This window comes from Niabella beijingensis, assembly GCF_020034665.1.
Taxonomy (GTDB): Bacteria; Bacteroidota; Bacteroidia; order Chitinophagales; family Chitinophagaceae; genus Niabella; species Niabella beijingensis.
Genome location: NZ_JAIQDI010000002.1, coordinates 1,202,379 through 1,227,804, shown reverse-complemented (window position 1 = coordinate 1,227,804; position 25,426 = coordinate 1,202,379). Strand labels below are relative to the sequence as shown.

Genomic DNA, 25,426 nt, shown 5'->3' with positions numbered 1-25,426 from the left:
AGGGTGCATGATCAATAATAAACACTATACCTTCAGGTCGCAACTGCTTCCCGCCTCCTGCGGGCTACGATACACCCCGTTCTCAATTTTTACGGGATGTACAAAATATTCTTTCAGATGCGGGATATGTTCCAGGAACAGGGCCGGGTGTCCCATCGCAATATGATTGAACAATACCAGGTGCTGGTGCAGCTGTCCCATATCCCCTACATGTGGCACTACGGGCACGCCAAATTTTTTACACAGCAGGCTGATGGTAATAAACTCGCTGACACCACCCACCCGAACGGCGTCCACCTGTATAAAACCGGCACAACCGCTTTGCAGGTAATTCTTAAACAGGATGCGGTTGGGAACATGCTCCCCCACCGCCAGCTGTACCGGTGCTATTTCACGGGCCAGCGCCTGGTGTGCCAGCACATCATCGGGATGTGTGGGTTCTTCGATCCAGTAAGGGTTGATCTTCTTCAGTTCATTACAAACCGCTATGGCTTGCGGAAGCGTCCACTGCTGGTTGGCATCCAGCATCACTTTTACCGCATCACCTGCTTCTTCGCGCACAATATTAGCCCGTCGTATATCCCGCTGCGGATCGGCCGAACCTACTTTTAATTTCATGGCCGTAAAGCCGCTGGCGATGGCCTTTTTACAATTCTCGCGCACTTTTTCATCATTATAGTTGAACCACCCTACCGAAGTATCATAACCCGGGTAACCCGTCTCAATGATACTCATACGTGCCGTCCTGGTGGCCGCCTGCGCTGTAAGCAGCTCAAGTGCTTCTTCTTTTGTCAGCACATCTTCCAGGTAGGAAAGATCGAGCGTGTTCACTATTTGCTCCGGGCTCAGTTCTGAGAGCAGCTTCCACAACGGCACACCGCGTTGTTTGGCCCAGAGATCATAACAGGCGTTGGTAACGGATGCCAGTCCCAGGTGCACCACCCCTTTGTGCGGTCCCAGCCACCGGAACTGCTGTTCATTGGAAAGGGTTTTAAAAATAGTTCCAAAGTCCTGCATTAATGCTTCAATATCCTGCCCCTTTAATTTTTCCGCATAGAATTGTGCCGCCTTGCATACAAGATCATTGCCTGCACCCACGGTAAATGCCAGCCCCGTACCCGCCCGGCCATTCTCGTCTCCCAGCGTTGTAACGGCATAAGAGTATTGCGGATCCTTGTGTATCGCATCACTTCCTGCTCCGGCAGCAAGCGGAAAGCGTCTGTCTTTTATGGTAATGGTTGCGATCATTTGCTGAATGATTTTGTATGATTTGCACTTACGCTTCTGTAGCCCAGCTCCGCGCCTCCGCTTACCGGTAATATGCAACCGGTAATAAAGCGCGCCGCATTGCTGAGCAGGAATACCGCCGCATCGGCGATCACATCCCCTGCAGGCATGGCACCCAGCGGCTGCAACTGATCCAGGTAATCCCGGATGGCTGTGGTATCGGGCTGCTCACGACTCCAGGCTTCCAGTGCCTGTGTGCGGATGGCTGCAGGGCCGATGGCATTTACCCGGATACCCAGCGGCGCATAATCCAGCGCCATGGCTTTCACCAGCGCATTCACCGCGCCCTTGGTGGCTACATAGGCCGCATGATGCTCCTGCCCGATACTGCCCACCAGGGAACTGGTCATTAAAAAAACACCTCCCGGCTGCCTCAGATGCGGCAGCCCGTAACGGGTAGTATATAATATGCTTTTTACATTCACTTCCATCAACAGGTCCCATTCTTCGTTACTGGTGGTATGCAATGGTTTCGACGGATGTGTAACAGCGGCATTGTTATGAATGGCATCAAGGCCGCCGAATTCCCGTACAGCAGTCTGAACGGCCTGCTGTACCTCTGCTTCACGGGCCAGATCGCAGCAAACCGAAAGATGTCCTTCCCCATCCAGTACCGCAAGCTGTTCCTGCTTAAGGGGTTTTATATCAGCAATACAAAGCAGCGCCCCGTTCCGGGCATAGGCCCGGGCACATTCCCAGCCGATACCATCGGCACCACCCGTAAGGAAAATGACTTTGTTCTGAAGCATGACAAGCACATTTAGCAGTACGAAAATATCAGAATTATTCTCCGGATAATATCCGTGAAATGACCAGTTCTTACTGTATATTAGCTAAAAAATAATAACTCCAATAAAATACCTGTAAATATGAAGCCTGTTTTTGCCAAGATACTGGATGGCTCCGGACACGAGGTATTTGCCACCAGGCGCATAGAGCGACCTTATTTTACCACTGAATTCCATTTTCATAAAGAAGCGCAGCTGACCTATGTAGTGGAAAGTGAAGGCCGGCGGATGATCGGCGACAGTGTTGAAAATTTTTTCAGCGGTGAGCTGACCCTGCTGGGCGCCAACCTGCCCCATGTATGGCATAACGACCCACAGGATCTTCCGGGAAATAAAAAAGACATCCATGCCCGCTCCGTGGCATTGTTCTTTGATCCGGAAAAAACAACAGAGCTGCTTTCCCATTTTACAGATATCAACCGGCTGGAACAACTGTTTCATTTGGCACAGCGCGGCATGCTATTTTATGGAGGAACAAAAGAACAGCTAAAGGACCTGCTTTTTGAGGTATGTAACCAGGAGGGATTGAACAAGCTGATCGGTCTCTTAAAGATCTTTGAGTTCCTTTGCTCCGCCAGCGAATACCAGCTGCTGGCCAGTCAGGGCTATACCAATACCTACCAGGCAAAAGACAATGAACGTATCGACCGGGTATTAAAATTTGTATTTGATCATTATGCCAAAGAGATCGTGCTGGACGAAGTGGCCGCGCTGGCCAATATGAGCAAGCAGGCTTTTTGCCGCTATTTTAAAAGCCGTACGCAAAAAACATTTATCACTTTTGTAAATGAAGTACGCATTGCCCAGGCCTGCAAGCTGATGGCACATAGCAACCAGGCCATCAGCACCATTGCCTATCAATGCGGCTTTAACAGCCTCTCCAATTTCAATCGTTTTTTTAAGGAGCTCCGGGGTATGACACCAAGGGCCTACCTGGAAAAACTCGGGAGTTAACTTCATTACACTTCTGTACTTTTTCCTGATTGCCGTTCTTTTAATCCTGTCGGAGAACGGATACCGGTTTTAATCCAATAACCGGGTACAACAGCAGCATTGCAACCGCCGAAATGACAGTATGCGGCTTTTAACTGCTGCAGCCGGACGTATCAACCGCCGGCGTAAAAAAACTTTACCGGGTGGTTCACTTATCGAATTGCCTGTTTTATTTACAGGTTTTATCTGCAAGTGGTTTGCACCACCGGAAATTCTTTAAAATTTCAACCAGTTCTAAAATACGATCACCCATTTTAAAAGCCCCGGCATTTGAGATCGGCTATTTTACAAGTCCTTTTTGTATGATGCTCCTCATTAAAAATATATAACGAAAGCCTGTCATTCTTACAGCAGCCACTTTTTTAATCAATATTTCTAAACCTAAAAATCAAAACAATGAACAAACGATTCCTCCATTTCGCAGCGCCCTGCGCCGCACTGTTGCTCCTTGCAGCATCCTGTACCAGGACCGGTAATTCCTTGGTTGCTCCTCCCCCTGAAAGCGGAACTGCCGGAAAAACGGCAACGGCCGGTACCGCAGTTTTTGCCGCCGGTGATACCCTGCTGAACGCTACCTATGAGAACGGCACGACCAATTCAGGCATTACCGGTCTTACGGGCACGGATGCACCGGCACCGGATGCAGCTTATATGGTATCGCCGGGAGCCTCCGGTACTTATGCCGTTGCACATAAAGTGGTTTTTGGCGACAGTGCCTATATCTCAGATGGTGCCTATCGGAGTGAAACCACTGCAAGACTGGTATCTGCCGCTAATTTTACCCCGGGCCAGGAACGCCGTTATGAATTCAGTGTATTATTAAAAGACTGGCCCGACTGGAACGGAGCGAGCCCCGTAGACGGAGGCAACCTTTTCCAGTGCCGCGTAAGCGGTGATGCCTACGTACCCGTAATGATACGCGTACGCAGAAACGGCATTATCATACGGGAAGCCGATACACAGGTATTTGCCGTAGTATCCGACTACCGGCCTTATGTGAACCAGTGGATCCGTTTCCGCATCGACGTATTGTGGACCACTGACAGTACCGGTTATATAAAAGTATACACCCAATTGCCCGGAGAAACAGGCTATACATTAAGAAGAGAAAGTACCGGTCTGAGGACCTATACCGGCACGGGCACGTCAGGCGGCGGTGCCTTTGGTTATCCCAAATGGGGACTATACGGCGGACCGGATTCCGGCACGCGTATCGTCTATCATGATGATGTACGTATCATTGCGCTGAACTAGGCAACGTTAATCCGGCAGCCGGCAACCGGCCGTCTCAGCAACAGGAGACGGCCTTTTGCATTACCGGCAGCTTCACCCGATGAGGGTATATTGTGCAATTGATTTATCTTGCGCCCGATGTTATTAACCATAAAATCCACCCTGCAGGCATTGTTAGTGATCAGCTGCCTGGTCTTATCCCTTCCGGGAAATGCACAGGAACTACCGGAACGCTACCGGTTCAATGATGAGATCACAGCATTTATGAACCAGCTCAGGATAGAAGCTTCGGATCTCAAACAACCAGAGAGCATTCCGGGAAGCGATCCCCTGGAAAACAAAAAGGAGCTTGAAAAAATGCCCTTCTATCAAAGATTACAGGGCTTTGTGCAACAGCAGGCACAGGAGTATCTTAAAATAAGACGATATGAATTTGAAAAGCTGCTACCCCCGCCTCCGTCACTGCAGCGCCTGCTGAATAAGGCAGCTACCGGCAGCAACAACGAGGCGCTGCTGCTGGAAGACCCTGCTCTTTTTAAACTCCTTTGTCTGAATGCCCTGACACCCGGTTCAATGGCTTTTTCCATTTCCATTCATGCACGGCCACTATTGCCGGAAGAAGCAACAACTATGGAACCCATAACAAGAGGCTTTATCGGCTCTCTGTTATACGGCAGGAAACTACAACAGGACAAATGGCAGCTCTGGTATATAAGCCGAGGAATGGGTATTGCATTTTATATTGACCTGGCCACGATGCGGCTCAGTGAACTGTCGTATATCCGTTTAAAAGAACTGCAGCCGGCTATTGCCGCGCTTCATCCCGTCCTGCACCCCAAAGACGGCATCGACTCATTATGGCTGGATGAAAATGACTACCGCTGGAGATCGGAGCGCAACGCACTGGATCATCCCGATGAAAAAGGCGCCCTGGAAGTAGCGGAAAAGATGGATCATTTTTATGCCCGTAATGCCGCGCGCTATGCAGCATGCCGGAGGCTGGCGCTATCCCGCTTTCCGCTACCGGTCGACGACACCAGCGCTTATGCGTTGGTAGCCGACAGCAGCCTCTTCTCAGATACCGACCAGCTCCTGGCCTCCATGCGTGCCGCTATTGATGTGCCATACATCAGCAATCAGTTGTCGATCCACACTGTGCTAACGATCCATCCGGATGAAAAGCCCGACTATACGGCACTGGCACTGGAAAGCATGTCGGGCTTTCTGCACAAAGCCGCGTCAGCAAAAGATCCTGATACCTGGCTGATACAGGCCACCGGGAAAAAGAAAAGGATCGAATACCGCTGGAATATAAAAACAGGAAAGGTCACCGTATTGAACTATTATGAGAAAAAACCATAAACCGGCACCTGGTAAACCACATCTGTAAGATCGCCACGCAGTGGTCTGATCCCTCCAAAAGACCGGTCCTCCGATACTGTTCAGGTATCCCCGGATACCGGCAATGTTCCGTTCGGCAACCCGTTCGTCCCGGTGAGTCGCCATTTTGTCCGGCCCGGTCGGATTAACTTTTTCTTTAAAGAAAAATAAAGCCTCTTTGCATGCAAATAAGGAATTGACTATGATTGTTTTTAGAAAACTAAACAGCCTTGCTTCCGGTCTTTCGGCGGCGCTTTTGCTCTTGGCAACTACTTTTGTTTCCTGCTCCAAAGACAGCAGCGATGACGACGATTATACGGGCAACTGGAAGATCTCATCCGAGTATGAAGGTGTGGGACGCACCGACGCCGTAAGCTTCACCATCGGCGATCTGGTATATGTGGGGCTGGGTTATACCGGAACAGAGCGCCGGAAGGATTTCTGGGCATTTCAGAAAAGCAGCGGCACCTGGAAGCGGGTGGCAGAATTTCCCGGAGCAGCGCGCAATTCCGCCGTGGCTTTTACGGTTAACGGTAAGGGCTATGTGGGTACCGGCTTTGACGGCAATAACCGGCTGAGTGATTTCTGGTCGTACGACCCGGACGCCGACTCCTGGACGGAAGTGGCTGACCTCGCCAACTTTGGCGGCACGGCACGCTACGGGGCCGTGGCATTCGCCATCAACAATAAAGGTTATGTGGCCACAGGATATGACGGGAACTACCTCAAAGATCTTTGGCAATATGATCCCATATCCAACCAATGGGAACAGAAAGCCAGTCTGGCCGGATCAAAACGCATGGACGCCGTAGCTTTTGTTTACAATAACCTGGGCTATGTGGTAACCGGTGTCAGCAACAGCAGTTACCTTACCGACTTTTACGCATACGATCCCTCCGCAGATGCCTGGATCCGCAAACGGAATATCAACAGCTCCAACAGCGACGAAGACTACGACGATGATTATGGTTCCAATATCCAGCGCAGCAATGCAGCCGCTTTCGTACTAAACAACAAAGCCTACCTGTGCTGCGGAGAAGCCAGCGGTACGATCGGCACCGTCTGGCAATACGATATCGACCAGGACCTGTGGGCACAAAAAACCTCCTTTGAGGGTGCTGCCCGGCAGGGGGCCATCGGCTTTGCCATGAGTGGAGTGGGCTTTATCACCACAGGTACCAATGGCAGCTACTGGTACGATGATCTCTGGGAGTTTTACCCCGATGCAGAACAGGACGACGCAGATAATCAATAGCTCTTATAAAGCAGTTTTACATTTTTGTGCTTCATGCATATAGGACAGAAGCATAATTCAGGTAGCGGGCAATTGATATTCCTATTGATTGCCCATTTTTTTAACCCGCTTATTTTTCTGAACGGCAGCGACTGCCGTGCATATACCGAACACACATGAAATTTAAGTACCTATTCCTTTTACTGATCATTGGCACCGGCAGCGCCTGTACCAAGACTGATATCCTTTTTAAGGACAATACAAATACAGCGGATCCCAATATCACTTACTGGGATAACTATACCGTAGCTCTTTCCACTTATAAGCTCGATACCTTCGCTACAACCGGCGACAGTCTTTTTGTGATCGGCACACAAAACGATCCCCGGTTCGGAAGGATCAATGCCCTTTCCTTTGCAGAGTTGACTGTGCCCACCGAAAACCCGCTCTGGGAGCAGCGTGTAACCTACGACTCGGCAGCAATACTGCTGCAGCCCAATGGCAATTACTATGGAGATACCACCCGGCCATTCCGCATAAACGCACATAAGCTCACCGAAAATATAGGGATCGATGTTTCCGCTTCCACCACTTATTACAACCCGGCTAAAACCGGCTATGACAACAGCCTGCTGGGTAGCTATACCGGCATCGTATATCCCGGCAGAAAGGATACGGTCCGGATAAAACTGGCGGATGATTTTGGTGCGGACCTGTTTAACCAGATAAAAAACAAGAGTGCTGTAATTGAGGACCAGACCACATTCCGCAATTACCTGAAAGGCATCGCCCTGGTTTCCGACAGCAATTACAGCCAGGCAGTTTACCAGTTTGCCGCTGGTACGGGTCTTTTAAGGATCTATTATACCCTGCGTGGCCAGTACAATGAAAAAAAATTCCTCGATATCGGTTATACTGCTTCAAAACAATACAATCACCTGGGCTATAATTATGCAGGAACACCGCTGGCTTCCTTCAACCCGCTAAAATCACAACTGACCGAGAGCAGCGCCATGGACCGCAAAGCATTGCTGAATAACTATATCCCTTCTTATATAAAGATCACCTTCCCCGACATCCTCGACGTAAAACAGGCCTATCCCTATGTGAAAGTGATAAAGGCGGCACTTGAAGTACGGGTAAATAAACAGGAAAACACGGCGCCCTTTACACTGCCGCCCGGCCTCGTAATGTATATCAGCAACCTGAACAACGAATTCAGCAGCGTACTGCTGCAACCAGGCAGCACAGATGCCGTACAGAACGGGAATCTTGTGATCAATGATCTTGAAGAGAACGGCACAAAATATACTTTCGACATCACCAGCTATATCAATACCATTATCGACGAAGGCCGGTTCTCTACCAAATCATTATTCCTGTGCCCTTATTCAACCGGTTACAAAACATATACTTCACGGCTGGTGGTCACCGACCAGCCCAATGATTCCGATATCAAATTAAAACTCTACGTTCTTGGCTTATAATCAACATATACCTACAGTTCCATTGCCGCAGGGGCTTGCACTGCTGTTGTTACTGATCGCCGTGCAGACAGCAGCGCAGAATGTAACATCGCCTTATTCCAACCTGGGCATCGGGGATATCGACAATAAGGATTTCAGCCGCTATGCCGCAAGTGGAAGCGCAGCCCTCTCCCGGAGGAACGAGGTCTCTTATAATTTTTCAAATCCGGCTTCATTAACTTCCCTCGGTGAAAAGGTGGTGAATCTTGAATTTATGCTGCGGGGCCGCAGCAGCGTATTCCGTATGAATGCAGCCGATACATCGACCGCAGCCAGCAAGGACCTTACCATCAAGCGGATCTCTCTTTCCTTCCGTCCTTCGGCAAGGACCGGCTTTGCGTTCGGGCTGAGGCCTTACAGCTCGGTCAACTACCAGTACCAGCTTTCCGGTGTGGTATACAGTGACGGTACTGCGGGGTATTCCAGGACCGTTGAAGGCGACGGCGGCATCAACCAGGCCTACGGATCCTTTAGCTATGCCCTGGGCAAACGGTTCTCCGCCGGTGTCACGGGTTCGTTCCTGTTCGGCAATACTACCCGGAAGACCTCTTATACGGATCCCCTGCTGAATCTTGATATCACAAAAAAAGAATACAGTTATTACAACGGTGCCGCACTACAAACCGGCTTTCAGTATTATACACCTGCACAGCGGAAATGGCAGCATACCATTGGTCTTACCGCTACAACCGGCACCCGGCTGAAGGGCTATTCAAAAACGGAGTATCTTAATGTAGACACAGCGTTTCTGACCAACAGCAATGGCAGTGCGGTATTCAATATGCCGCTGAGTGCCGGCATTGGTTATACGCTTTCGAACCGGGAAGGGCTTAGCCTTTCAATAGAAGGCGATTATTATCACTGGTCGAAACAGGCAATCAACTATTCCAATTCTTATACCGCCCCTTCTGTACGTCTGGGTGCGGGATGGGAATATGCAAAAAGAGAACAATACCTCACTTCCGGCGGCGCCTCTTACGAAAAATATTATCTGGCAATGGGGGTTACCGCTCAGAACAGTTATTACCTGCTGGCAGGCAATCATGTATGGGATTATTCCGCCACATTGGGCGGCGGTTACAATGTGGCCCGTAACCTCTACATGCACGGCGGGCTGGAATTCGGGATCAGGGGCAGTAACAAGGCCGGGCAGATCCGGGAACAGTATACCCAGTTTACCCTGGGACTTACCATAAGGGATATCTGGTTCCGGGCAAAGCAGGCAGGCAACTGATATACCGGTTGTTAAAATGCGTTATGTTAAACTTAAGGGCGCCCCGGAAGGATCTCTTATACATCCTATAATTTTGCCCCGCTTCCGGCAGCGGACGAATGAGAAAATGACAAAACAATTTGTTCCATACAAAAAAATCCTGATCATTGCGCTACTGACGGCCCCGTTATTTGCGGTTTTCGGCTCGGTACCCATGCCCGCATTATTATCCGGCGGCATCAGCTGGAAGGAGATCGGCCACAGCTTTTTAACGGTGGTCCTTACCACCTTATTATTCTGGGGCATCAATGCCTTGTTGCTGCTGTTGTTTGCTACATTGTTTAAACGTAACAACGCATGGCTGCGCTATACGGTCAGCATTCTTCTCTGCGGTTTTCTTGCAGTGATTATTATGAAAGAAGCGAGACGCGGACGTGCATTTCCGCAACGGGAGCTGCGGATGCATCAGATCTACCACCGGTTTAACGGGGAGCCTCCTGTTTTTGATCCGCAAAAAATGCCAAAACCTCCCGGCGGGCGTTCCGGCATTTTTTTCTTTTTTCCGGTGCTCCAGGCACAATCGATCAATATCATCATTCTTATTTTACTGGAAGTTATCCTGCTCCGGAGCAGAAAAGAGCGGATTGAAAAAGAGAACGACCTGCTGCGGGTCACCAACCTGGAAGCAAAGCACAGCCTGCTGAAACAGCAGCTGCAACCACATTTCCTGTTCAATTCACTTACGATCGTAAAAGCCCTGATCCGGCCCGAGCCCGATAAGGCAGCGGCTTATGTAGACCTGCTCTCCGATCTGCTGCGTACCGTTGTTTATTCCGGCGACCGGCTCACGGTTTCTATAGAAGAAGAGCTGTTACAGGTAAAAAACTATCTTGAAATGCAGCAGATCCGTTTTGGTAGCGCGCTCATTTACTCCTTTGACATCCCCGAAACATTAATGCCCGCAACCCTTCCGGTTTATTCCATCCAGCTGCTGACAGAAAACGCCTTAAAGCATAACGCATTTACTGCGGCTGACCCGCTACACATAAGGGTAACGGGAGATGCCGTACAAAAAACAATTACTGTATGTAACGACCTGCGGCCGAAACCGCCGGAAGGTTCCTCCAATGGCATGGGGCTTAAAAACCTGGAAGAGCGGTGCCGGCTACTGGGCGGCGAGCCCCTGAAGATCGACCGCACCGGTGGCGCTTTTTGCATTACTTTAAAAACCATTGAAGATGCGCGTGGTCATCATTGAAGATGAGCAATATACTGCGGAATACCTGCAGGAACTGCTGCTGAAGGCCGCTCCTGAGACCGAGGTAACCCGGCTTCTCTTTTCCGTTGCCGCTGCTGTTGACTATTTTAAAACCAACCTTCCGCCGGATCTGATCTTTTGTGATATACAGCTCACGGACGGTCCCAGTTTTGAAATATTCCGTCAGGTAAAGCTGGAAGTGCCCGTTGTTTTTATCACGGCTTATGAACAATATGCATTACAGGCATTTAAAGCCAACGGCATTGACTATATATTAAAACCGTTTAAGAATGATGATATTGCCGGTGCCATCAACAAATACAATCAGCTGCATTCAGCCGTGGTCAAAAAGGTACTGAACTATGGCCACTACCTGGGGCTGCCTTCCGTGGCAACCGGAGCGGGGCAAAAAAGCTCCTCCTCCATACTGGTCAAATACCGCGATTCCATCAAACCGATAAAAATATCGGATGTTGCTTTTTTCCAGACGGAAAACAAGATCGTGCAGCTGACCACATTGAATCACCAGAAATACCTGCTCAATAAAACACTCGAAGACGTGGAGATGCTTTGTGGTGACGGCTTTTATCGTGTAAACCGGCAGGTGCTGCTCAACCGGGACGCCATAGAAGAAGTATTACAGGGATATGCACGCAAGCTGGTCATCAAATTAAAAATAAAGGAGGCGCCTGAACTGCTGGTCAATAAAACAAAGATCAGTGATTTCCTGTCCTGGCTAAGCGCCTGAACCGGCACTATCTATGCAGAAAGCCAGTGCGTCAGCACAGCCGTCATTATTTTATTACAATGGCCAAGATTACATTTCCCCGTTTCAATTTCATCCGCAGTCTGCACACAGGCCGATGCATCCAGGTCGTTCGATGCGGCCTGCACCAATTCATCAACAGAATCTCCGGTAACTTCCAGGTGAAACTGAAGCCCGAGAATATGTTCGTCATAGTAAAAAGCCTGGTTGGTATTGGCAGAAGAGGCAAGCAGATCGACACAGCCGTCCGGAATATCAAAACGGTCGCCATGCCAGTGAAATACAACCGGCCTCTCCTTGAAAAGTTCATAAAACCAGGTCAGGGCCCGGCATGCAGCGGTTGGCCACACCTCAAACCAACCGATCTCTTTGTGTGCTGCCGCCTGCACTTTTGCACCAAGACATACCGCCAACAATTGTGCACCCAGGCAGATCCCCAGCACTTTTTTACCGGCACTGATACAGGCTTTAATAAACGTCTTTTCTTCTGCCAGCCAGGCATATTGCTCTTCATCATAAACGCCCATGGGTCCACCCATAACCACCAGTGCATCGATAGCACCGACAGCAGGGAGCTGCGCCGCAGCATCGAAGAAACGGGTTGCCGAGATCAAATGACCGTTTTCATTCAGCCAGCTTGCAATAAATGCCGGCCCTTCAAAAGGAACGTGCTGTAAATAATGGATCCGCATGCTATTATTTTATTTTTGCCCCTACCGGAACAGGATCAAAAATAAGTAATCGCATCAGGTTTTTGATACACTGACCGGTGAATCGCCTGATACCCGTTTGTTTTAAAAAGGCCCGAACGTTGATATTTTTTTTAAGTTTGGAAAACATTATGGATAAAAAGCCGCTGTTGATCCTGGTACACATTATTGGCTGGATATTATGCTTCAGCCTGATACTGGCTTTTATCCAGTCGGGATCCTTCGGCGGCCAGACATTGCAAAAGCGGTTGTTTTCCTGGCCGTTCCTGCTCTTTGCCGGGTTTTATGTATCTCTTTTTTACCTGAACCTCTGTATATTGCTCCCCCGCTTTTTTGTGCGGAAGAAATACATTACTTACAGCTTCATACTGCTGGCGCTGCTTACACTTACCTTTTACCTGAAGCCTTTTGATGTATTGCTCAATGCCAGCCGGCCCGACCGGCAGGAAGTCCTCCGTCAACCGCCCCCGCCGCCTGCGGGTACTGATGTACAGGCGCAGCGTCCTCCGCCTCCGGGCAACCGGCCGGGATTCAGGGAGGGTCATTTTGACCTGATGAGTATTATCCTGTTTTTAACAGTGGCTGCGGTAAGCACTATTATTGTGATCAACCGGCAGTGGCGCATTACGGAACGCCATCGTGCAATGATACAGGTGGATAAGGCCCGCGCAGAACTTTCCTTTCTCAAAGCCCAGGTAAGTCCTCATTTTCTTTTCAACACCCTTAACAATATCTATGCCCTGGCCATTGGCAAAAGCGCGTATACCGCCAGCAGCATATTGCGGCTATCCAATATCATGCGTTATATAACGGACGATGCACACGAACAGTTTGTGCCGGTGGAAAAAGAGATCTCCTGTATCAATGATTTTATCGAATTGCAGAAATTACGGTTAAGTAAGAAGGTACAGGTACAGTATGAATTGTCCGGACGCTATGAGTCGGTAGCGGTGGCCCCGCTGATCCTTATGCCATTTATTGAAAATGTTTTTAAACACGGTATCAGCAATAATACGCCGGCGGCGATCATTATCCGGATCGGTGTAACCAACGAGCAGGTTCACTTATTTACAGAAAACAACATTATCGATCATAACAAAGAGACGCCCCGTCAGGGGATCGGACTCGAAAATGTAACACAGCGGCTGGAGCTGCTCTATCCCGGCAGCTACGAACTGATATTAAAGAGGGAGAACGGAACATTTATTGCAGACCTCCGGCTTCAAACAGAAACAAAAAGATCATGAATGCCATCGCCATTGACGACGAACCACTGGCCCTGGAGATCATCAGGGACTTTTGCGGGAGGATGCCCGGCATCGAGCTCATCGCGTTTTTTGATGACGCCGTCACCGGCAGGCAGTTTGTAGAAGACCATCCTCCGGATCTCCTGTTCCTGGATATTCACATGCCCGACATCAACGGACTGGACCTGGTAAACAGTCTTAGCGCCCCTCCCATGCTGATCTTCACCACTGCCCATAAGGAATTTGCCCTGGAGGGATTCGAACTCGAAGCTGTGGACTATCTCCTCAAACCCTTTAGTTTCGGGCGGTTCGAAAAGGCCATACATAAGGCCGCAAAATTTTACCAGCCCCATAAACAACCGCAACCCGACAGCCTGTTTGTCTATGCCGAATACCGGATGATGAAAATATTGTTCACCGATATCATTTATATCGAAAGCCTGGATGACTATATAAAGATCCATTTAAAGAACGGGCGTTTTATCCTGACGCTGTTGTCTCTGAAAAAAGTTGCGGAAAAATTACCCGCCGGTTTTATGCGCATCCATCGCAGCTATATTGTTTCATCAAAACAGATCGATTCCTTCCTGGGCCGGAAGCTGCGCCTGATAAGCGGCGCGGAACTCCCTGTAAGTGAGACCTACCTGCCCGCATTACAGCAATGGATGAAACCGTCTTAACGTTTTATTAAAAGATTTACCGGTACCATTTGCCGGCTGACCTATTCGTTTTTTTCCGCATGCCGCTCTGAAGTAATATTGTTTTGCAATACAAACAGATCACAAAAAAACACGCATGGAACGGAAACTTTTTTTAAGAAATGGCATTGCAGCACTGGGACTGGCCTTTGTGGCGCCGCTTGCCAAGTCCTGCAGCAAAACCGATGCTGTAGACGATACGACCGATACCACTACCGGAGACGGAACCGGTACTACAGCCAATTGTACCAGCTCACCTTCTGAAACGGAAGGCCCTTTCCCCACAAAAACCCCTTCGGGCCTCGTACAGTCGGATATCACAGGCGACCGTATGGGTGTGACACTGGGTATCAATATCGCTATTACCAATGTGAATCAAAGCTGTGCGGCGCTTGCAGGCACTATTGTAGACATCTGGCACTGCGATGCACAGGGCAACTACTCTGAATATGGAGGCAGCGGCATGCAATCGACCAATTATACCTCGGTACACTGGCTGCGCGGGCGGCAGACAACGGACGAAAACGGGAAGGTCACTTTCACCAGCATCTTTCCGGGCTGGTATTCCGGAAGGGCACCACATATTCATGTGCATGTTTACAATGCAAGTGGCACTTCCTTACTGGTGACCCAGATCGCCTTTCCCACAGATGTATGCAATACGGTATATACCACAGCTGCAGACTATAAAGCCCGTGGCACACAGGATACTGCAAATGCGCGCGACAATGTGTTCGCTGATTCACTGGCCGCCGAGCTCGCCACGGTTACCGGCACTGTGGCGGCGGGGTATACTTTATCACATACGATTGGCGTAAAAGCATAAGCTGCAACATACCCGCCAATGCAATTAAAAATATACATATGAACCGTCAGGTGAGGATCTGCTACCGGAAGATTATTGATGTACAAACCCGCGGAGCCTGGGAACAACTGGTCTTCGAAGCAACCTATGCCGAGTTCCTTATGCAGGCGCAATACTTTAACCGGGAAAATAAATATACCAGCTATGCCCAGTTAAAGCAGGAAGTGCGTAATGCAGACAAGCTGGATTTCCTGGTCAGTACTGCTATTACCGGTTATATGCAGCAGTTACAGCATAAAATACCGGATATTACCAATACGCTGGGATTGCAGTTCCTTCCCTTCAGCGATTACCGGTTCGAGCTGCTCAGCTCCGGTATCACCGACAAGACCCGACACCGGATCGCCATCAGTTTTTACAGCGACTGGATGCGGTGGCTGGATACGATCGGCGACCGCATGCTGTTGTCGTATCCGGGACACGAACAGGAACAGCTGACAGAACTTTTTTCCCTGCCACCCTTTGTAAGTATTTATTCCATTAAACCGGATCAATATGCCTGAGCCGGCAGCACATATCTTCCTGAGGGAATGGGGATCCGTTTCTGAAAATGAAACAGGCCGTACCATACAGGTGCCGCTGGGGCCGGCTTCCACCGCCGGCGCATTAAAAGCCTGCACCGAAATAACACTCGCCCCGGGCGTTTTTTATCAACCGGATCCGAACGATGGCCGGCTGTTATTGTTACCGGTTGTAGGCAACCTGGAACTGCGGATCAAACCCGCTGCCTGCGCATTAAACTGCGGGCAACTTGGCAGCATCGATACCGGATCTCCGGTTTTGATCCGTAACCCCTATAAAAAAGAACTCATCCGTTTTATCAGCCTCCGGCTGCACGATACGGTTGCACAACAAAGCGGATACAAATGTTACCCGTTCAACCTGCATACCCAGCCCGGTCAATGCATTACAGTAATAGAATCACCTGAAATCCGGATCAGCATCGGCCGGTTCGCGATGCGCGCCGAATCGGGATACAGATCGCGCGGTACCGGCACCTGCATCTTTAGTTACCTGCTGCAAGGATCCGTAGAAATAAATGGGAGGCTGCTGCACGCAGGAGACGCCCTGTCTGTATGGAACACCCCTGACATAGAACTCGAATCATTCGGGAAAGAAAGTATTTTACTATTGGTGGAAACAACAGCTCAGACCAATGGCAATACCGGTATCCGAACGTTCCGGCCGGTAATATAGAACGGCCTCCCGTGTGTTCTATTGGCCGGATAGCAGCTTCCTGATCAGGCTTACCTGGCCCAGGTGATAATACCCATGTTCGATCATTGCCTCGATATTGCGCCGAAAGGTTCCGTATTTTTTATCGATAAAAATTTCGTCCAGCTTTTCCGCCGGCATGACCTCCACAAAAGCGGCGAATTGTTCTGCGTCCTCCCAGAGGCCCTCCTGCAGCGCATTCCAGTCATCTCCGCCACGCAGCACGGGTGCGTCAAAACTATAACGGTCACTGATCTCCAGCGTACCTTTTTCAAAAGCATGGTTCAATCCTGAAATATAATAACGCACATGAAAGGTCAGCAACGCGATGGTGTTTAATGTACCGATCGGGGTAGTTGCCTGCTCCGGCGTTATGCCGGAGAGCAGCATTTTAAAATTGGTATTCGCGATCCAGGTCCCGTTCAGCATTACTTCCCGGAACCGGCCGGCGAGTTGAGAACCGTTTTCCATTCTGGGTCTGTTTTTTTATCCGCTAAAATACGCCGTTTTCTTCGTACCGGCTAAAGGCGCTGCTTTAAATACAACACAGTACGGTAGCGATCAGCAACGGATCATCATAATTTTCCGGAGGTGATTTCCTTACGCTCCCCGTTGATCCGTACCCATACTTTCTGTGGTATTTTAGAACGGATGCGGTAATGCGTAACCTTCCCTTCCTTCCAGTCGCAATCGACTTCATATCCCCCGCGGGCTCTAATTCCTTTAAAGGAGCCGTTGCTCCATACCCCCGGAATAGCCGGCAGCAGGCTGATCTCTCCGGCATGACTTTGCAGGAGCATCTCCGGAATCGCGGCGCTGATCCCGAAATTACCATCCAGCTGAAACGGCGGATGGTTGGCAAAAAAATTAGGTAGCAGGTTATAGGTGATCAGGCCGCGGATCATCATGGCTGCTTTTTCACCTTCGCCCAGCCGGGCCCAGAGCGCACACCGCCAGGGCCAGGTCCAGGAGCGGCGGCTGTCGCCGACAGTAGATGCCACCGTGAACGGCTTATTGATATTTTTACCATAGTTGCCGCTCCGGCTGCGCAACGTTACAATTGCGGCGGCTGCCAGCTCCGGCGTCTGTGTGGTGCTGATCTGTCGTCCCGGGTATACGGCAAAGAGGTGCGAGGTATGCCGGTGCTGATCATCCGGGTCATCCCGGTCGGTCTGCCATTCCTGCAACTGTCCCCATTTGCCGATCTTATTGGGTGCGAGGCGGCTTTGCAGTCCTGCTACTTTTCGCTGATAACCGGTATCCCGATTCAATGCTTTTGCAGCCTCCAGGTAATTCTGGAACAGGTCCCATACCAGCTGCTGATCGTGCATCACACCGTCTTCGCGTGGACCGTGCTCCGGCGACCAGCCATCCGGAACCACCAGACTTCCGTCCGGCTGCTGTTTGAGCCGGTCTTCCCAGAAATTGCAGAGCTCCTTCAGGATGGGATAAGCCGTTTCTTTCAGGTAGACCGGATCACGTGTAAAAGCCCAGTGTTCGTATACATGCTGTGCATACCAGGCGCTGGCGGGGATGTTCCATTCCCAGCCATTGCCTCCGAAAATACTCTGGCTGGTACGGGCCGTCCAGCCACGGGTCTTTTCCCCAAAAGCTTTTCGCGTGGCGATCCTGCAGGAAGGCGCCTGTGCTTTTATAAAATCGATCAGCGGCAGCTGGCACTCCGAAAGATTTGTGGTTTCAGCCGGCCAGTAGTTCATCTGGATATTGATATTGTTGTGATAGTCGCTGGCCCAGGGAGGATTGTTGCTGTTGTTCCAGAGCCCCTGCAAATTAGCCGGTAATCCGCCCGGGCGGGAACTGCTGATCAGCAGGTAGCGGCCATATTGGAACAGGAGTTCTTCGAGGTCGGGATCTGCAGTTCCTGAAGCGTACCGTTCCCTGCGCAGGTCTGCCGGCAGCCGGCGCAGCGAATCAGCCGAGGTCCCTATATCGATACGGGCCGCATCCGCCAGTTTGCCAAAATCGGCACTGTGCGCCCGTAATAATTGTGCATACCCTTTTTGTTGTGCCCGTAACAGCTCCTGTTCCAGGACCGGCAACGGGTCGGCGCCGCGCCAGCCTTTTTCATAATCGGGCTTATAATTTGTGCGGGCATTGATATAAAGTATCAGCACCCTGCAATTTTTAAATTGCAAGCTGCTGTCTTTTGCTGTAATGGAACCACCTTCATTCAGTGCTGTTACTTTTGCAGCATATTTCAGCTGATTGGGCATGATACCCGAAAACTGAACGCTATTGTTCTTTGCAACGGAATGCGCGCCCTGCGCAGCTTTCAGGGAAATACTTCCCGAGAGTTGTCCATTTTTTCCTGCTGTGTACCGGAATACCATGACCTGATCGGGATAGCTGGCAAAAGCTTCCAGTTGATACAGAACGCCTCTTGCCCGGAAAGAAGCATGGTACAGTCCTTTGTCGAGGTTCAGGCTTCGTTGATAGCCCTCTGCACCATCAGCCCGGTCAAATTCCAGGTTTAATTCTCCAAAATTCCGGTAAGCACCAAAACCATGATCACCGGTTTCATAGGCGCCGTCCCAGTTGTTATCGCCGCTCCAGAGACTCTGTTCATTAAACTGGATAACATCCGTGTTGATACCGTCCATCATCATGGCCCCCATCCTGCCGTTGCCGATGGGAAGCGCTTCCTGCTCCCATTTCCCTGCAGGCCGGTCATACCACAGCAGGTGCTCCTGCGCGGGCAGCGTTTTTCCCAGCAACAGAACAAGTAATAAAAAGGCCCCTTTTACAAATCGCATCATAGCATTCATTTTTTATTCGCCAGGCGCCAGTCCGTATGGATCGCGTTCTCCGGCATCTGGTTTATGATTATTAATGCATCCGCCTGGTGCGGTAATTGATTACCGTTTACGGATACCTCCGCACATCCGTCCAGTTCAACAGCAGCGCCGGTCCATTTGACCTGTGCTGATACAGGCCGGATCTTATTATGTTCAAATATCAGCCTGTCTACACTGCGTGCCTGTAACACCGCAGCGTTCCATGTCCGGAACCGGTTGCCGGTGATCCGGATATTGTGGTGAACATAACTGCCCGGCACCCGTTGATGATTTTCGGGAGCGATAGCTATCGCTCCGCTGTTACTGTTATAGCCACAGGCATCAAACAGGTTATTGCGGATCGTAACATCCCGTACCGCACCGGATTCGAACCAGCTGCTGGCATCATCAGCAATTAAAACGGGGAACATCCCGGTATGTGAAAATACATTATGCTCGATCTGTACTTTCCGCGGTGTGGTGATCAGCACCCCCCGGGTATTGGTCCGTTCGAACCTGCAGTTACGGATACACACTTCCGGCGTCCAGGTAAGGTTTTCCACACAGTGTCCCGTTGAAACACCTGCCGGCAGCGGCTCTTTCAGCTCCAGCAACATCTCCCTGCTATTCATTAAAACCGCCGTCTGCAGCGTTGCACCCCCCAGGGTCAGCAATGTTTTCGGATCAATAAAAGCAATACTGTCTCCCGCAAAAAAAGCCGGGAATCCATAGGTCTGGTGATGCATAAAACGTACGGTAAGTTTACGTCCGTCCCTGATCGCTGTTACCTGCAAATGGGTACCATGCACATTTACCGGATCGTCATGAGATCCCGAGCTGCGGCAGCTATCCAGCAGGATGCGGCCGCGGCAGCCTGAAAAATGAAAACAATCCGCAAAAGCGGCAATGATCCTGCCGGTCTCCGCCCGCGGCGCAACGGCCACCTTCCGGAAACGGAGGTCTTCTGAAAATTGCGAAACAATACCCAGCCCGTGCATATAGTGCATACCCACCTGGTACAGCTCCACATTCCTGCTTTGTTCTATAAATGCGCCGCAATTATCCCTGTAAGGATCCCGCACGGTGAGGATATCACCAACCTTGTAGGGAGGCTGTCCGAAATTGCCCTCAAAGAGAACCCGGCGGGAACCGGTCTGCCGTGCTTTGGCTTCCAGCAATGGTTGCAGGCTGCTGTACCGCAACTGTTCCGTTTTCGGATCGAAAAGGATGGTATGAAACGCATGCAGCACCCACCCTTCCCCGTAAAACCGCAGGCGTCCGCTATCGATGGAAAAACGGGAATCGGGATGCACTACGGCTTCTATACTTTTTTTACCCACCGACGCAATTGTCAGTTCACTCATGGTAGGACGTTCATAATCGAACCCGATGTTCCGGATGGTAATGTTCCGGCTGCGCAATACCACAAAGGAGATCATCTTGCCATGCAGCATTATGAGGCTGTTATTCCCCTCAATCACCAGATTACGGCAATCTTCAAGCAGGAAGGCAATGTTCTTTATTTTGCTGCTGGTATCATTTTCAGTACAATTTGATACATATAATTCCCGCCGGGCAGCCCCCTCCGGCCACACATCAATACGACCCGCAGGTAGTACCAACACGGATGCAGGGAGCCTGCGGCAAGCCTCCAGTGCGCGTCTGAGCCCCGGCGCTGCGTTCTGCCTGCTGTCTGCCACAACACCATAATCGGCAGCACGCACTATCACCGGATCCCGTGCCGGCAGCACGGAAACCGAACCTAAAAAGAACAGCAACAGCAGTCCGATGGAACGCATCCATGTATTTACTTCCCCTATCAAAATGCAGGTTCTTTCATAACAAACAATGCAACCGACAGAATCAATTATCTCCGTTTCAAACTTACTCTTATTTTACTGAATAACCATAGGCAGGTAATCACAGGTCTGTTTGTTTTACAGCAATGGCAGATTGCATGCTTTTTCTCAGCAGCGCTTCCCCCGTAAGAGAAGCACGGAATGATCATCATCCGGTCTGCTTACAAAATATAATAAGCATCACCCGACGGGGGCGCAGGGGGCCGCACCTCCTCCCCGATCTGCTGCCGGAGATTGACCTCGATGGTCTGACTGATGGTTGTCATCGGTGTATCCAGCGGACGGTTCTCAAAAGGATCCTGCATCAGGATGGCGGTCCGTTCGATCACGATAAAGATCATCGGGATACCTGCGGTAAGCAATGCTTTTATCATGGCATAATCATCGTCCAGGCTAAAAGGCAATAAGAGGGCGAAAACATAGATCAGAAAATGGATCAGCGTACCGTAGGAAGCGGGGAAAACGGTGTTCTTGATCCGCTCGCATTTTCCCATGGCATCGCACAGCCTTACCAGTGTCTGATCCAGTTGCACCTGCCGGAACTCGGTCAGCTTTCCTTCTTCCGATAACCGTCTCAGCTGGGCGCTGTGCCGCGACAAAAGACCATTGGGTACATTCGAATCGCGGATCTCCTGTTCAGTAGTATACTGCTGCACCCGCTCTGAAAATGGCAGTTTCCGGAGTGATTCACTCAGGGCATAGTTCCATATGATCTGGCGTTCCGCAAAGTTCCGGACCTCTGTTGCTTCGGCTGCCGGCAGGAATTGCTGCACCTGGCGGATCAGCGTTCTGGAGTCATTCACGATAGCCCCCCATACGATCCGGGCTTCCCACCAGCGGTCGTAGGACTGTGCGGTACGGAAAGCCAGCAGCAACGATATCGCCGTTCCTATGATCGCGATCAATGCCAGCGGGATTTCCAGTCCGTTGAAATAATGTCCGGTAGCAATAAGCCCTACAATAATGCTGAAAACGGTGATGGTCAGCAGATCCGATTTTATGGTTCGCACAAAATCCCAGATCGATATTCTTCCCTTGAGCAACATAAGATGGTTTTTAAAAATCTGCAACACAGCTTTACAAGCCTGCCGTAAATAAAATTAAATAAACCCGGTTTTATTTCAGCAGATTTTTTAAAAAATGTCACGCTTTTACCAGTCTTTTTTCAAGTTCCTCCAATGATACGCCCTTGGTCTCCGGCACGCTGGTATAGATCCATACCAGCTGCAACAACATCATAAATGCAAAGAAGGCAAAAATAGGCCAGGGATTGTCCCGGAAAATCCCGTGTTCCTCATCCAGGAATACGGGTGTAATGAGGGTAATGATGGCTGCAAATACCCAATGTACGCTGGCGCCGAAGGATTGGCCCATGGCCCGGATCCGGTTGGGAAAAACCTCTGCGATCAATACCCAGATCACGGCTCCCTGCCCGATGGCATGCGAAGCAATAAACAACAGCAGGAAAAACAACAGGAAGCCGGCGGATGCATGTGCGTAGAAGCCATAGGCCACCATTCCCAGGCTGATCACATAGCCCACCGAACCCAGCGCCAGTAAGGTTTTCCGGCCAACGCGGTCGATCAGGTACAGCCCTACAAATGTAAATACCAGGTTGGTACCCCCTATAGCAATGGAATTGTACAACGATTCCTTTGATGCCAGGCCGGCCCGCTCGAGAATTTCCGGCGCGTAATATAAAATAAAATTGATGCCCGACCATTGATTGAAGAAAGCCACAAAGAAGGCAAGGCCTATGATCCTGCGGTACCGGATATTGAAAAACCCTTTCCGGTCTGCCACCTGCGATCCGCCGGCAGCAGCTTTAATCGCTGCTATTTCTTCCGTCGCATCCGGTATGCCCAGCTGTTTCAGCACGTGCCGCGCGGCAGCATCATCCTTCCTGCGTATAATAAGCCAGCGCGGACTTTCAGGGATCATGAACACAAGAAGCGTATACAGCAGCGACGGTGCGGCCATCACCCCCAGCATCCAGCGCCAGTCATTAGCTCCCCCCACACCCTTTAGAAAATAATTGGAAAGGAATGCGAGCAGGATCCCGAAAACAATATTGAACTGATACATGGCCACCAGCCGGCCTCTTGTTTTGGGCGTGGAAATTTCTGAAACATAGGTGGGAGCTGCCACGGATGAAACACCGATACCGAGTCCGCCGATAAACCGGAAAAAAGAGAACGTATACGGATCCTGTGCCAGCGCAGAACCTACAGATGAAACGGTGAACAGGATACCGATCCATAGCAGTACCTTTTTCCGGCCATACCGTTCCGTTGGCAGGCCGCCAAAAACGGCACCGACAACGGTTCCCCACAATGCCATCGACATGATAAAAAAACCATGGAACCAGGGTGTGGTATGCCAAAGCTCTTTGATCGGGAGGTTGGCGCCGGATATCACTACCGTATCAAAGCCAAAAATAAAACCGGCAAGCGCTGCAATAAGCGAGATGCCAAAAAGATTTGCTTTTCCTTTTTCAGATACCGTTATTGTATCATTGTTCCTTGTTTGCATAAAAGGGCATTTATTTAAAATGGCTTGCGGACGGGTCCGGCTCAGTGGCTCAATGTTTCGTTATCGCCCTGAAGTTACAGGATTTATCCTGATTTCTGCCTCCCGTCGCAGCATTCAGCATCCGCATGTTCCGGTACCGCAATAACAGCGGCAACAAATACGCTTTTATACAAACAAATAGAGGTGTAACAGAAACGGGCATCAGCCGTCTCAATATTGCTTTAATGATGATATTGCAGGCCGGCATTGATCAGTATTCCGACATAAAGCGGCCCGTCTTTTCATCCAGGCGGATACAAAAAAGCAGGCCACGGATCTCCTCTTTCCCTGAAAGCGCAAAAGGCCAGTATTGCGAGTGCCGGAGGGCTTCGCTTTCGATCATGGCCGACACGCGGCGTTGCAACACGCCAATTGCCGCATCGCGTTTAGCAGCATCGGAGATCACCTCAAATGTTCCCCAGCACACAACACTTCTCCAATGCACCATGTCCCTGGCCACCTCTACCTGGAAACACACACGGGGATTGTTCCGGATCATGTGCAGTTTCATGCCTTCATAGGTGCGGCCGTAGATACAGCCGTCTTCATAGGCGTAACACATCGGAACCACATAGGTAACCCCATCAAAATGGCATCCGAGATGCCCCAGTATACCCTGATGCAATACATCATCAATTTCATTGCTGTTTAATGTATTCTCCATCTCATCTTTTTTAAAATGACTGCCTGGCCGCTCCGGAGGTATCCGCTGCACTACGCAGGGCTGTTTGCTTTTCCGGCTACGATAAAGTCCCCCGTTCTCCGAAGTCTTCTATTTCAGCAGAAAGGAGCATTACCGGCACCGGAGGAGCCGTTATGAACAGTCCCGAGATGCTTTTATGAAACAGACCATGCCGGCCCGCAAACAGCACCGGGAGATCCGGCTGATACAGCCTTACATATTCCTCCAGTCCGCCAACAGCACTGTCATTGGTTATGAAGCAGTAATCCCATTCAAAATCGCTCAATTGTCCGGCTGCTTCAACTGCCAGCGGTAATTCCTGCGAAACTCCGTCCGGATTGGAGGATATATATACCAGATCAAGCTTCGGGCCAAACAATTTCAGCCAGTTGCGAAGCAGTTTCCAGGGCATCGCTTCCGTGCCGAGCAGATCAATTGCGATGCCGGCCCGGTCCAGTCGATTCATTCCGCCTGCAGGAGGTATCACGATCACCGGTACCGGGCTGTGTTTTGCGATCGCAACCGCGTGTGTTCCGTACACCAGCCGCTCAAATGCCGTAACAAAATGGGAAGCAATGAATACGGCGACAGGTGCTTCATCGCTGCACTGCTTCAATCACGGTCCTGTTGTCAGTCCGCTTTTTCATTTCAGTCACAAGATCCTTTAGCAGCTCTTTGGACTGTTCTATCGAAACTTCATATACATCCGGCAGCAATTGGTATGCCGAAACGCCGGTATGTATGCTTACCGCATTGAAAATGAGCAGACGGGCTTTTATTTTTATAGCCAGGTCAACGGCAACGCCAACGGCATGGTTCGCCGCATCGGAGAAATCAGTAACTGCAATAAGAGTTCTTATTGTCGTCATTTTTTCAATTAAACTTCATTATTAATACTGGTTTTCAAAATTACAGATGCGGCATCGCCGCAAACAATGACGGAAACCGGTTGTACTGATGACACCGGTCATAAAACGCAGAACGCTTTTGCAACTGATTTGCAGGAGTTGCTTTTTATTTTAAAGCGGGATGTCTTGTCCCGGGGTCCCGGGTTGCCGGCGGCCGGCCCCATGGCAGAATGTTGGGGAGACCATTAGCCGTAGTGA

General features: G+C 50.2%; 24 protein-coding genes. 13 read left to right on the top strand and 11 right to left on the bottom strand.

Going from position 1 to position 25,426, the window contains the following annotated elements; genetic code table 11:
• Positions 1-24 precede the first annotated feature (24 nt).
• Both K7B07_RS21200 and K7B07_RS21195 read right to left on the bottom strand, forming a co-directional pair.
• The gene (locus K7B07_RS21200) at positions 25-1,248 is read right to left on the bottom strand and encodes an enolase C-terminal domain-like protein (RefSeq protein WP_223712544.1); all 1,224 of its coding nucleotides are present in this window, start codon (positions 1,246-1,248) and stop codon (positions 25-27) included.
• Positions 1,245-2,036: an SDR family NAD(P)-dependent oxidoreductase gene (locus K7B07_RS21195; protein ID WP_223712543.1), complete on the bottom strand. Its 792-nt coding sequence runs from the start codon at positions 2,034-2,036 to the stop codon at positions 1,245-1,247. Before K7B07_RS21195 ends, K7B07_RS21200 begins: the two co-directional genes overlap by 4 nt.
• Positions 2,037-2,156: 120 nt before the next feature.
• On the opposite strand from K7B07_RS21195, the gene K7B07_RS21190 reads away from it, so the two are divergent.
• The 8 genes from K7B07_RS21190 (at position 2,157) to K7B07_RS21155 (ending at position 11,660) form a co-directional block, all read left to right on the top strand.
• Positions 2,157-3,029, top strand: coding sequence for an AraC family transcriptional regulator (locus K7B07_RS21190; RefSeq protein WP_223712542.1), 873 nt, complete (start codon positions 2,157-2,159; stop codon positions 3,027-3,029).
• Between the two features lie 435 nt (positions 3,030-3,464).
• Entirely contained in the window at positions 3,465-4,322 is an 858-nt protein-coding gene (locus K7B07_RS21185) for a heparin lyase I family protein (protein ID WP_223712541.1), read from the top strand.
• Between the two features lie 117 nt (positions 4,323-4,439).
• A complete protein-coding gene (locus tag K7B07_RS21180) occupies positions 4,440-5,663 on the top strand; it encodes a hypothetical protein (protein ID WP_223712540.1) in 1,224 nt (407 codons plus the stop codon).
• Positions 5,664-5,883: 220 nt separating this feature from the next.
• Entirely contained in the window at positions 5,884-6,936 is a 1,053-nt protein-coding gene (locus K7B07_RS21175; protein WP_223712539.1) for a Kelch repeat-containing protein, read from the top strand.
• A gap of 155 nt (positions 6,937-7,091) precedes the next feature.
• Entirely contained in the window at positions 7,092-8,402 is a 1,311-nt protein-coding gene (locus tag K7B07_RS21170) for a DUF4270 family protein (protein ID WP_223712538.1), read from the top strand.
• On the top strand, positions 8,392-9,675 hold the full coding sequence (gene bamG, locus K7B07_RS21165) for a BamG family beta-barrel-assembly machinery protein (RefSeq protein WP_223712537.1): 1,284 nt from the start codon (positions 8,392-8,394) through the stop codon (positions 9,673-9,675). Before K7B07_RS21170 ends, bamG begins: the two co-directional genes overlap by 11 nt.
• Positions 9,676-9,781: 106 nt before the next feature.
• Positions 9,782-10,912, top strand: a complete 1,131-nt coding sequence (locus K7B07_RS21160) for a sensor histidine kinase (protein ID WP_223712536.1) — start codon at positions 9,782-9,784, stop codon at positions 10,910-10,912.
• Positions 10,893-11,660 (top strand): LytR/AlgR family response regulator transcription factor, encoded by a 768-nt coding sequence (locus K7B07_RS21155; protein WP_223712535.1) that lies wholly within the window; start codon positions 10,893-10,895, stop codon positions 11,658-11,660. The genes K7B07_RS21160 and K7B07_RS21155 overlap by 20 nt, the downstream gene beginning before the upstream one ends.
• Before the next feature lie 11 nt (positions 11,661-11,671).
• Here K7B07_RS21155 and K7B07_RS21150 read toward each other — a convergent pair whose 3' ends face one another.
• Entirely contained in the window at positions 11,672-12,370 is a 699-nt protein-coding gene (locus K7B07_RS21150; protein ID WP_223712534.1) for a type 1 glutamine amidotransferase, read from the bottom strand.
• Between the two features lie 149 nt (positions 12,371-12,519).
• Between K7B07_RS21150 and K7B07_RS21145 the strand changes: the two genes are divergently transcribed.
• The 5 genes from K7B07_RS21145 to K7B07_RS21125 all read left to right on the top strand — a co-directional run bounded on the left by K7B07_RS21145 (position 12,520) and on the right by K7B07_RS21125 (position 16,395).
• Positions 12,520-13,635, top strand: coding sequence for a sensor histidine kinase (locus K7B07_RS21145; RefSeq protein WP_223712533.1), 1,116 nt, complete (start codon positions 12,520-12,522; stop codon positions 13,633-13,635).
• Positions 13,632-14,315 carry a LytR/AlgR family response regulator transcription factor gene (locus K7B07_RS21140; protein WP_223712532.1) on the top strand — a complete coding sequence of 228 codons (684 nt, stop codon included), beginning with the start codon at positions 13,632-13,634 and terminating at the stop codon, positions 14,313-14,315. Before K7B07_RS21145 ends, K7B07_RS21140 begins: the two co-directional genes overlap by 4 nt.
• 115 nt (positions 14,316-14,430) lie before the next feature.
• A complete protein-coding gene (locus K7B07_RS21135) occupies positions 14,431-15,159 on the top strand; it encodes a dioxygenase family protein (RefSeq protein WP_223712531.1) in 729 nt (242 codons plus the stop codon).
• A gap of 38 nt (positions 15,160-15,197) precedes the next feature.
• Positions 15,198-15,701, top strand: coding sequence for a hypothetical protein (locus tag K7B07_RS21130; protein WP_223712530.1), 504 nt, complete (start codon positions 15,198-15,200; stop codon positions 15,699-15,701).
• Positions 15,694-16,395, top strand: a complete 702-nt coding sequence (locus K7B07_RS21125) for a pirin family protein (protein ID WP_223712529.1) — start codon at positions 15,694-15,696, stop codon at positions 16,393-16,395. Before K7B07_RS21130 ends, K7B07_RS21125 begins: the two co-directional genes overlap by 8 nt.
• A gap of 18 nt (positions 16,396-16,413) precedes the next feature.
• On the opposite strand, the gene K7B07_RS21120 is transcribed toward K7B07_RS21125, so the two are convergent.
• The 8 genes from K7B07_RS21120 to K7B07_RS21085 form a co-directional block, all read right to left on the bottom strand.
• Positions 16,414-16,884 (bottom strand): DinB family protein, encoded by a 471-nt coding sequence (locus K7B07_RS21120; protein ID WP_223712528.1) that lies wholly within the window; start codon positions 16,882-16,884, stop codon positions 16,414-16,416.
• A 104-nt stretch (positions 16,885-16,988) separates the two neighbouring features.
• A complete protein-coding gene (locus K7B07_RS21115; protein ID WP_223712527.1) occupies positions 16,989-19,190 on the bottom strand; it encodes a glycoside hydrolase family 95 protein in 2,202 nt (733 codons plus the stop codon).
• Positions 19,191-19,195: 5 nt separating this feature from the next.
• A complete protein-coding gene (locus tag K7B07_RS21110) occupies positions 19,196-21,031 on the bottom strand; it encodes a right-handed parallel beta-helix repeat-containing protein (RefSeq protein ID WP_223712526.1) in 1,836 nt (611 codons plus the stop codon).
• Positions 21,032-21,228: 197 nt separating this feature from the next.
• The gene (locus K7B07_RS21105) at positions 21,229-22,113 is read right to left on the bottom strand and encodes a bestrophin family protein (protein WP_223712525.1); all 885 of its coding nucleotides are present in this window, start codon (positions 22,111-22,113) and stop codon (positions 21,229-21,231) included.
• 97 nt (positions 22,114-22,210) lie between these two features.
• The gene (locus tag K7B07_RS21100; protein WP_223712524.1) at positions 22,211-23,599 is read right to left on the bottom strand and encodes a sugar porter family MFS transporter; all 1,389 of its coding nucleotides are present in this window, start codon (positions 23,597-23,599) and stop codon (positions 22,211-22,213) included.
• Positions 23,600-23,849: 250 nt separating this feature from the next.
• The gene (locus K7B07_RS21095) at positions 23,850-24,302 is read right to left on the bottom strand and encodes a pyridoxamine 5'-phosphate oxidase family protein (RefSeq protein ID WP_223712523.1); all 453 of its coding nucleotides are present in this window, start codon (positions 24,300-24,302) and stop codon (positions 23,850-23,852) included.
• 76 nt (positions 24,303-24,378) lie between these two features.
• Complete coding sequence (locus tag K7B07_RS21090) at positions 24,379-24,936, bottom strand: hypothetical protein (RefSeq protein WP_223712522.1); 558 nt, start codon at positions 24,934-24,936, stop codon at positions 24,379-24,381.
• Positions 24,917-25,189 (bottom strand): universal stress protein, encoded by a 273-nt coding sequence (locus K7B07_RS21085; protein ID WP_223712521.1) that lies wholly within the window; start codon positions 25,187-25,189, stop codon positions 24,917-24,919. Before K7B07_RS21085 ends, K7B07_RS21090 begins: the two co-directional genes overlap by 20 nt.
• Positions 25,190-25,426: the final 237 nt, after the last annotated feature.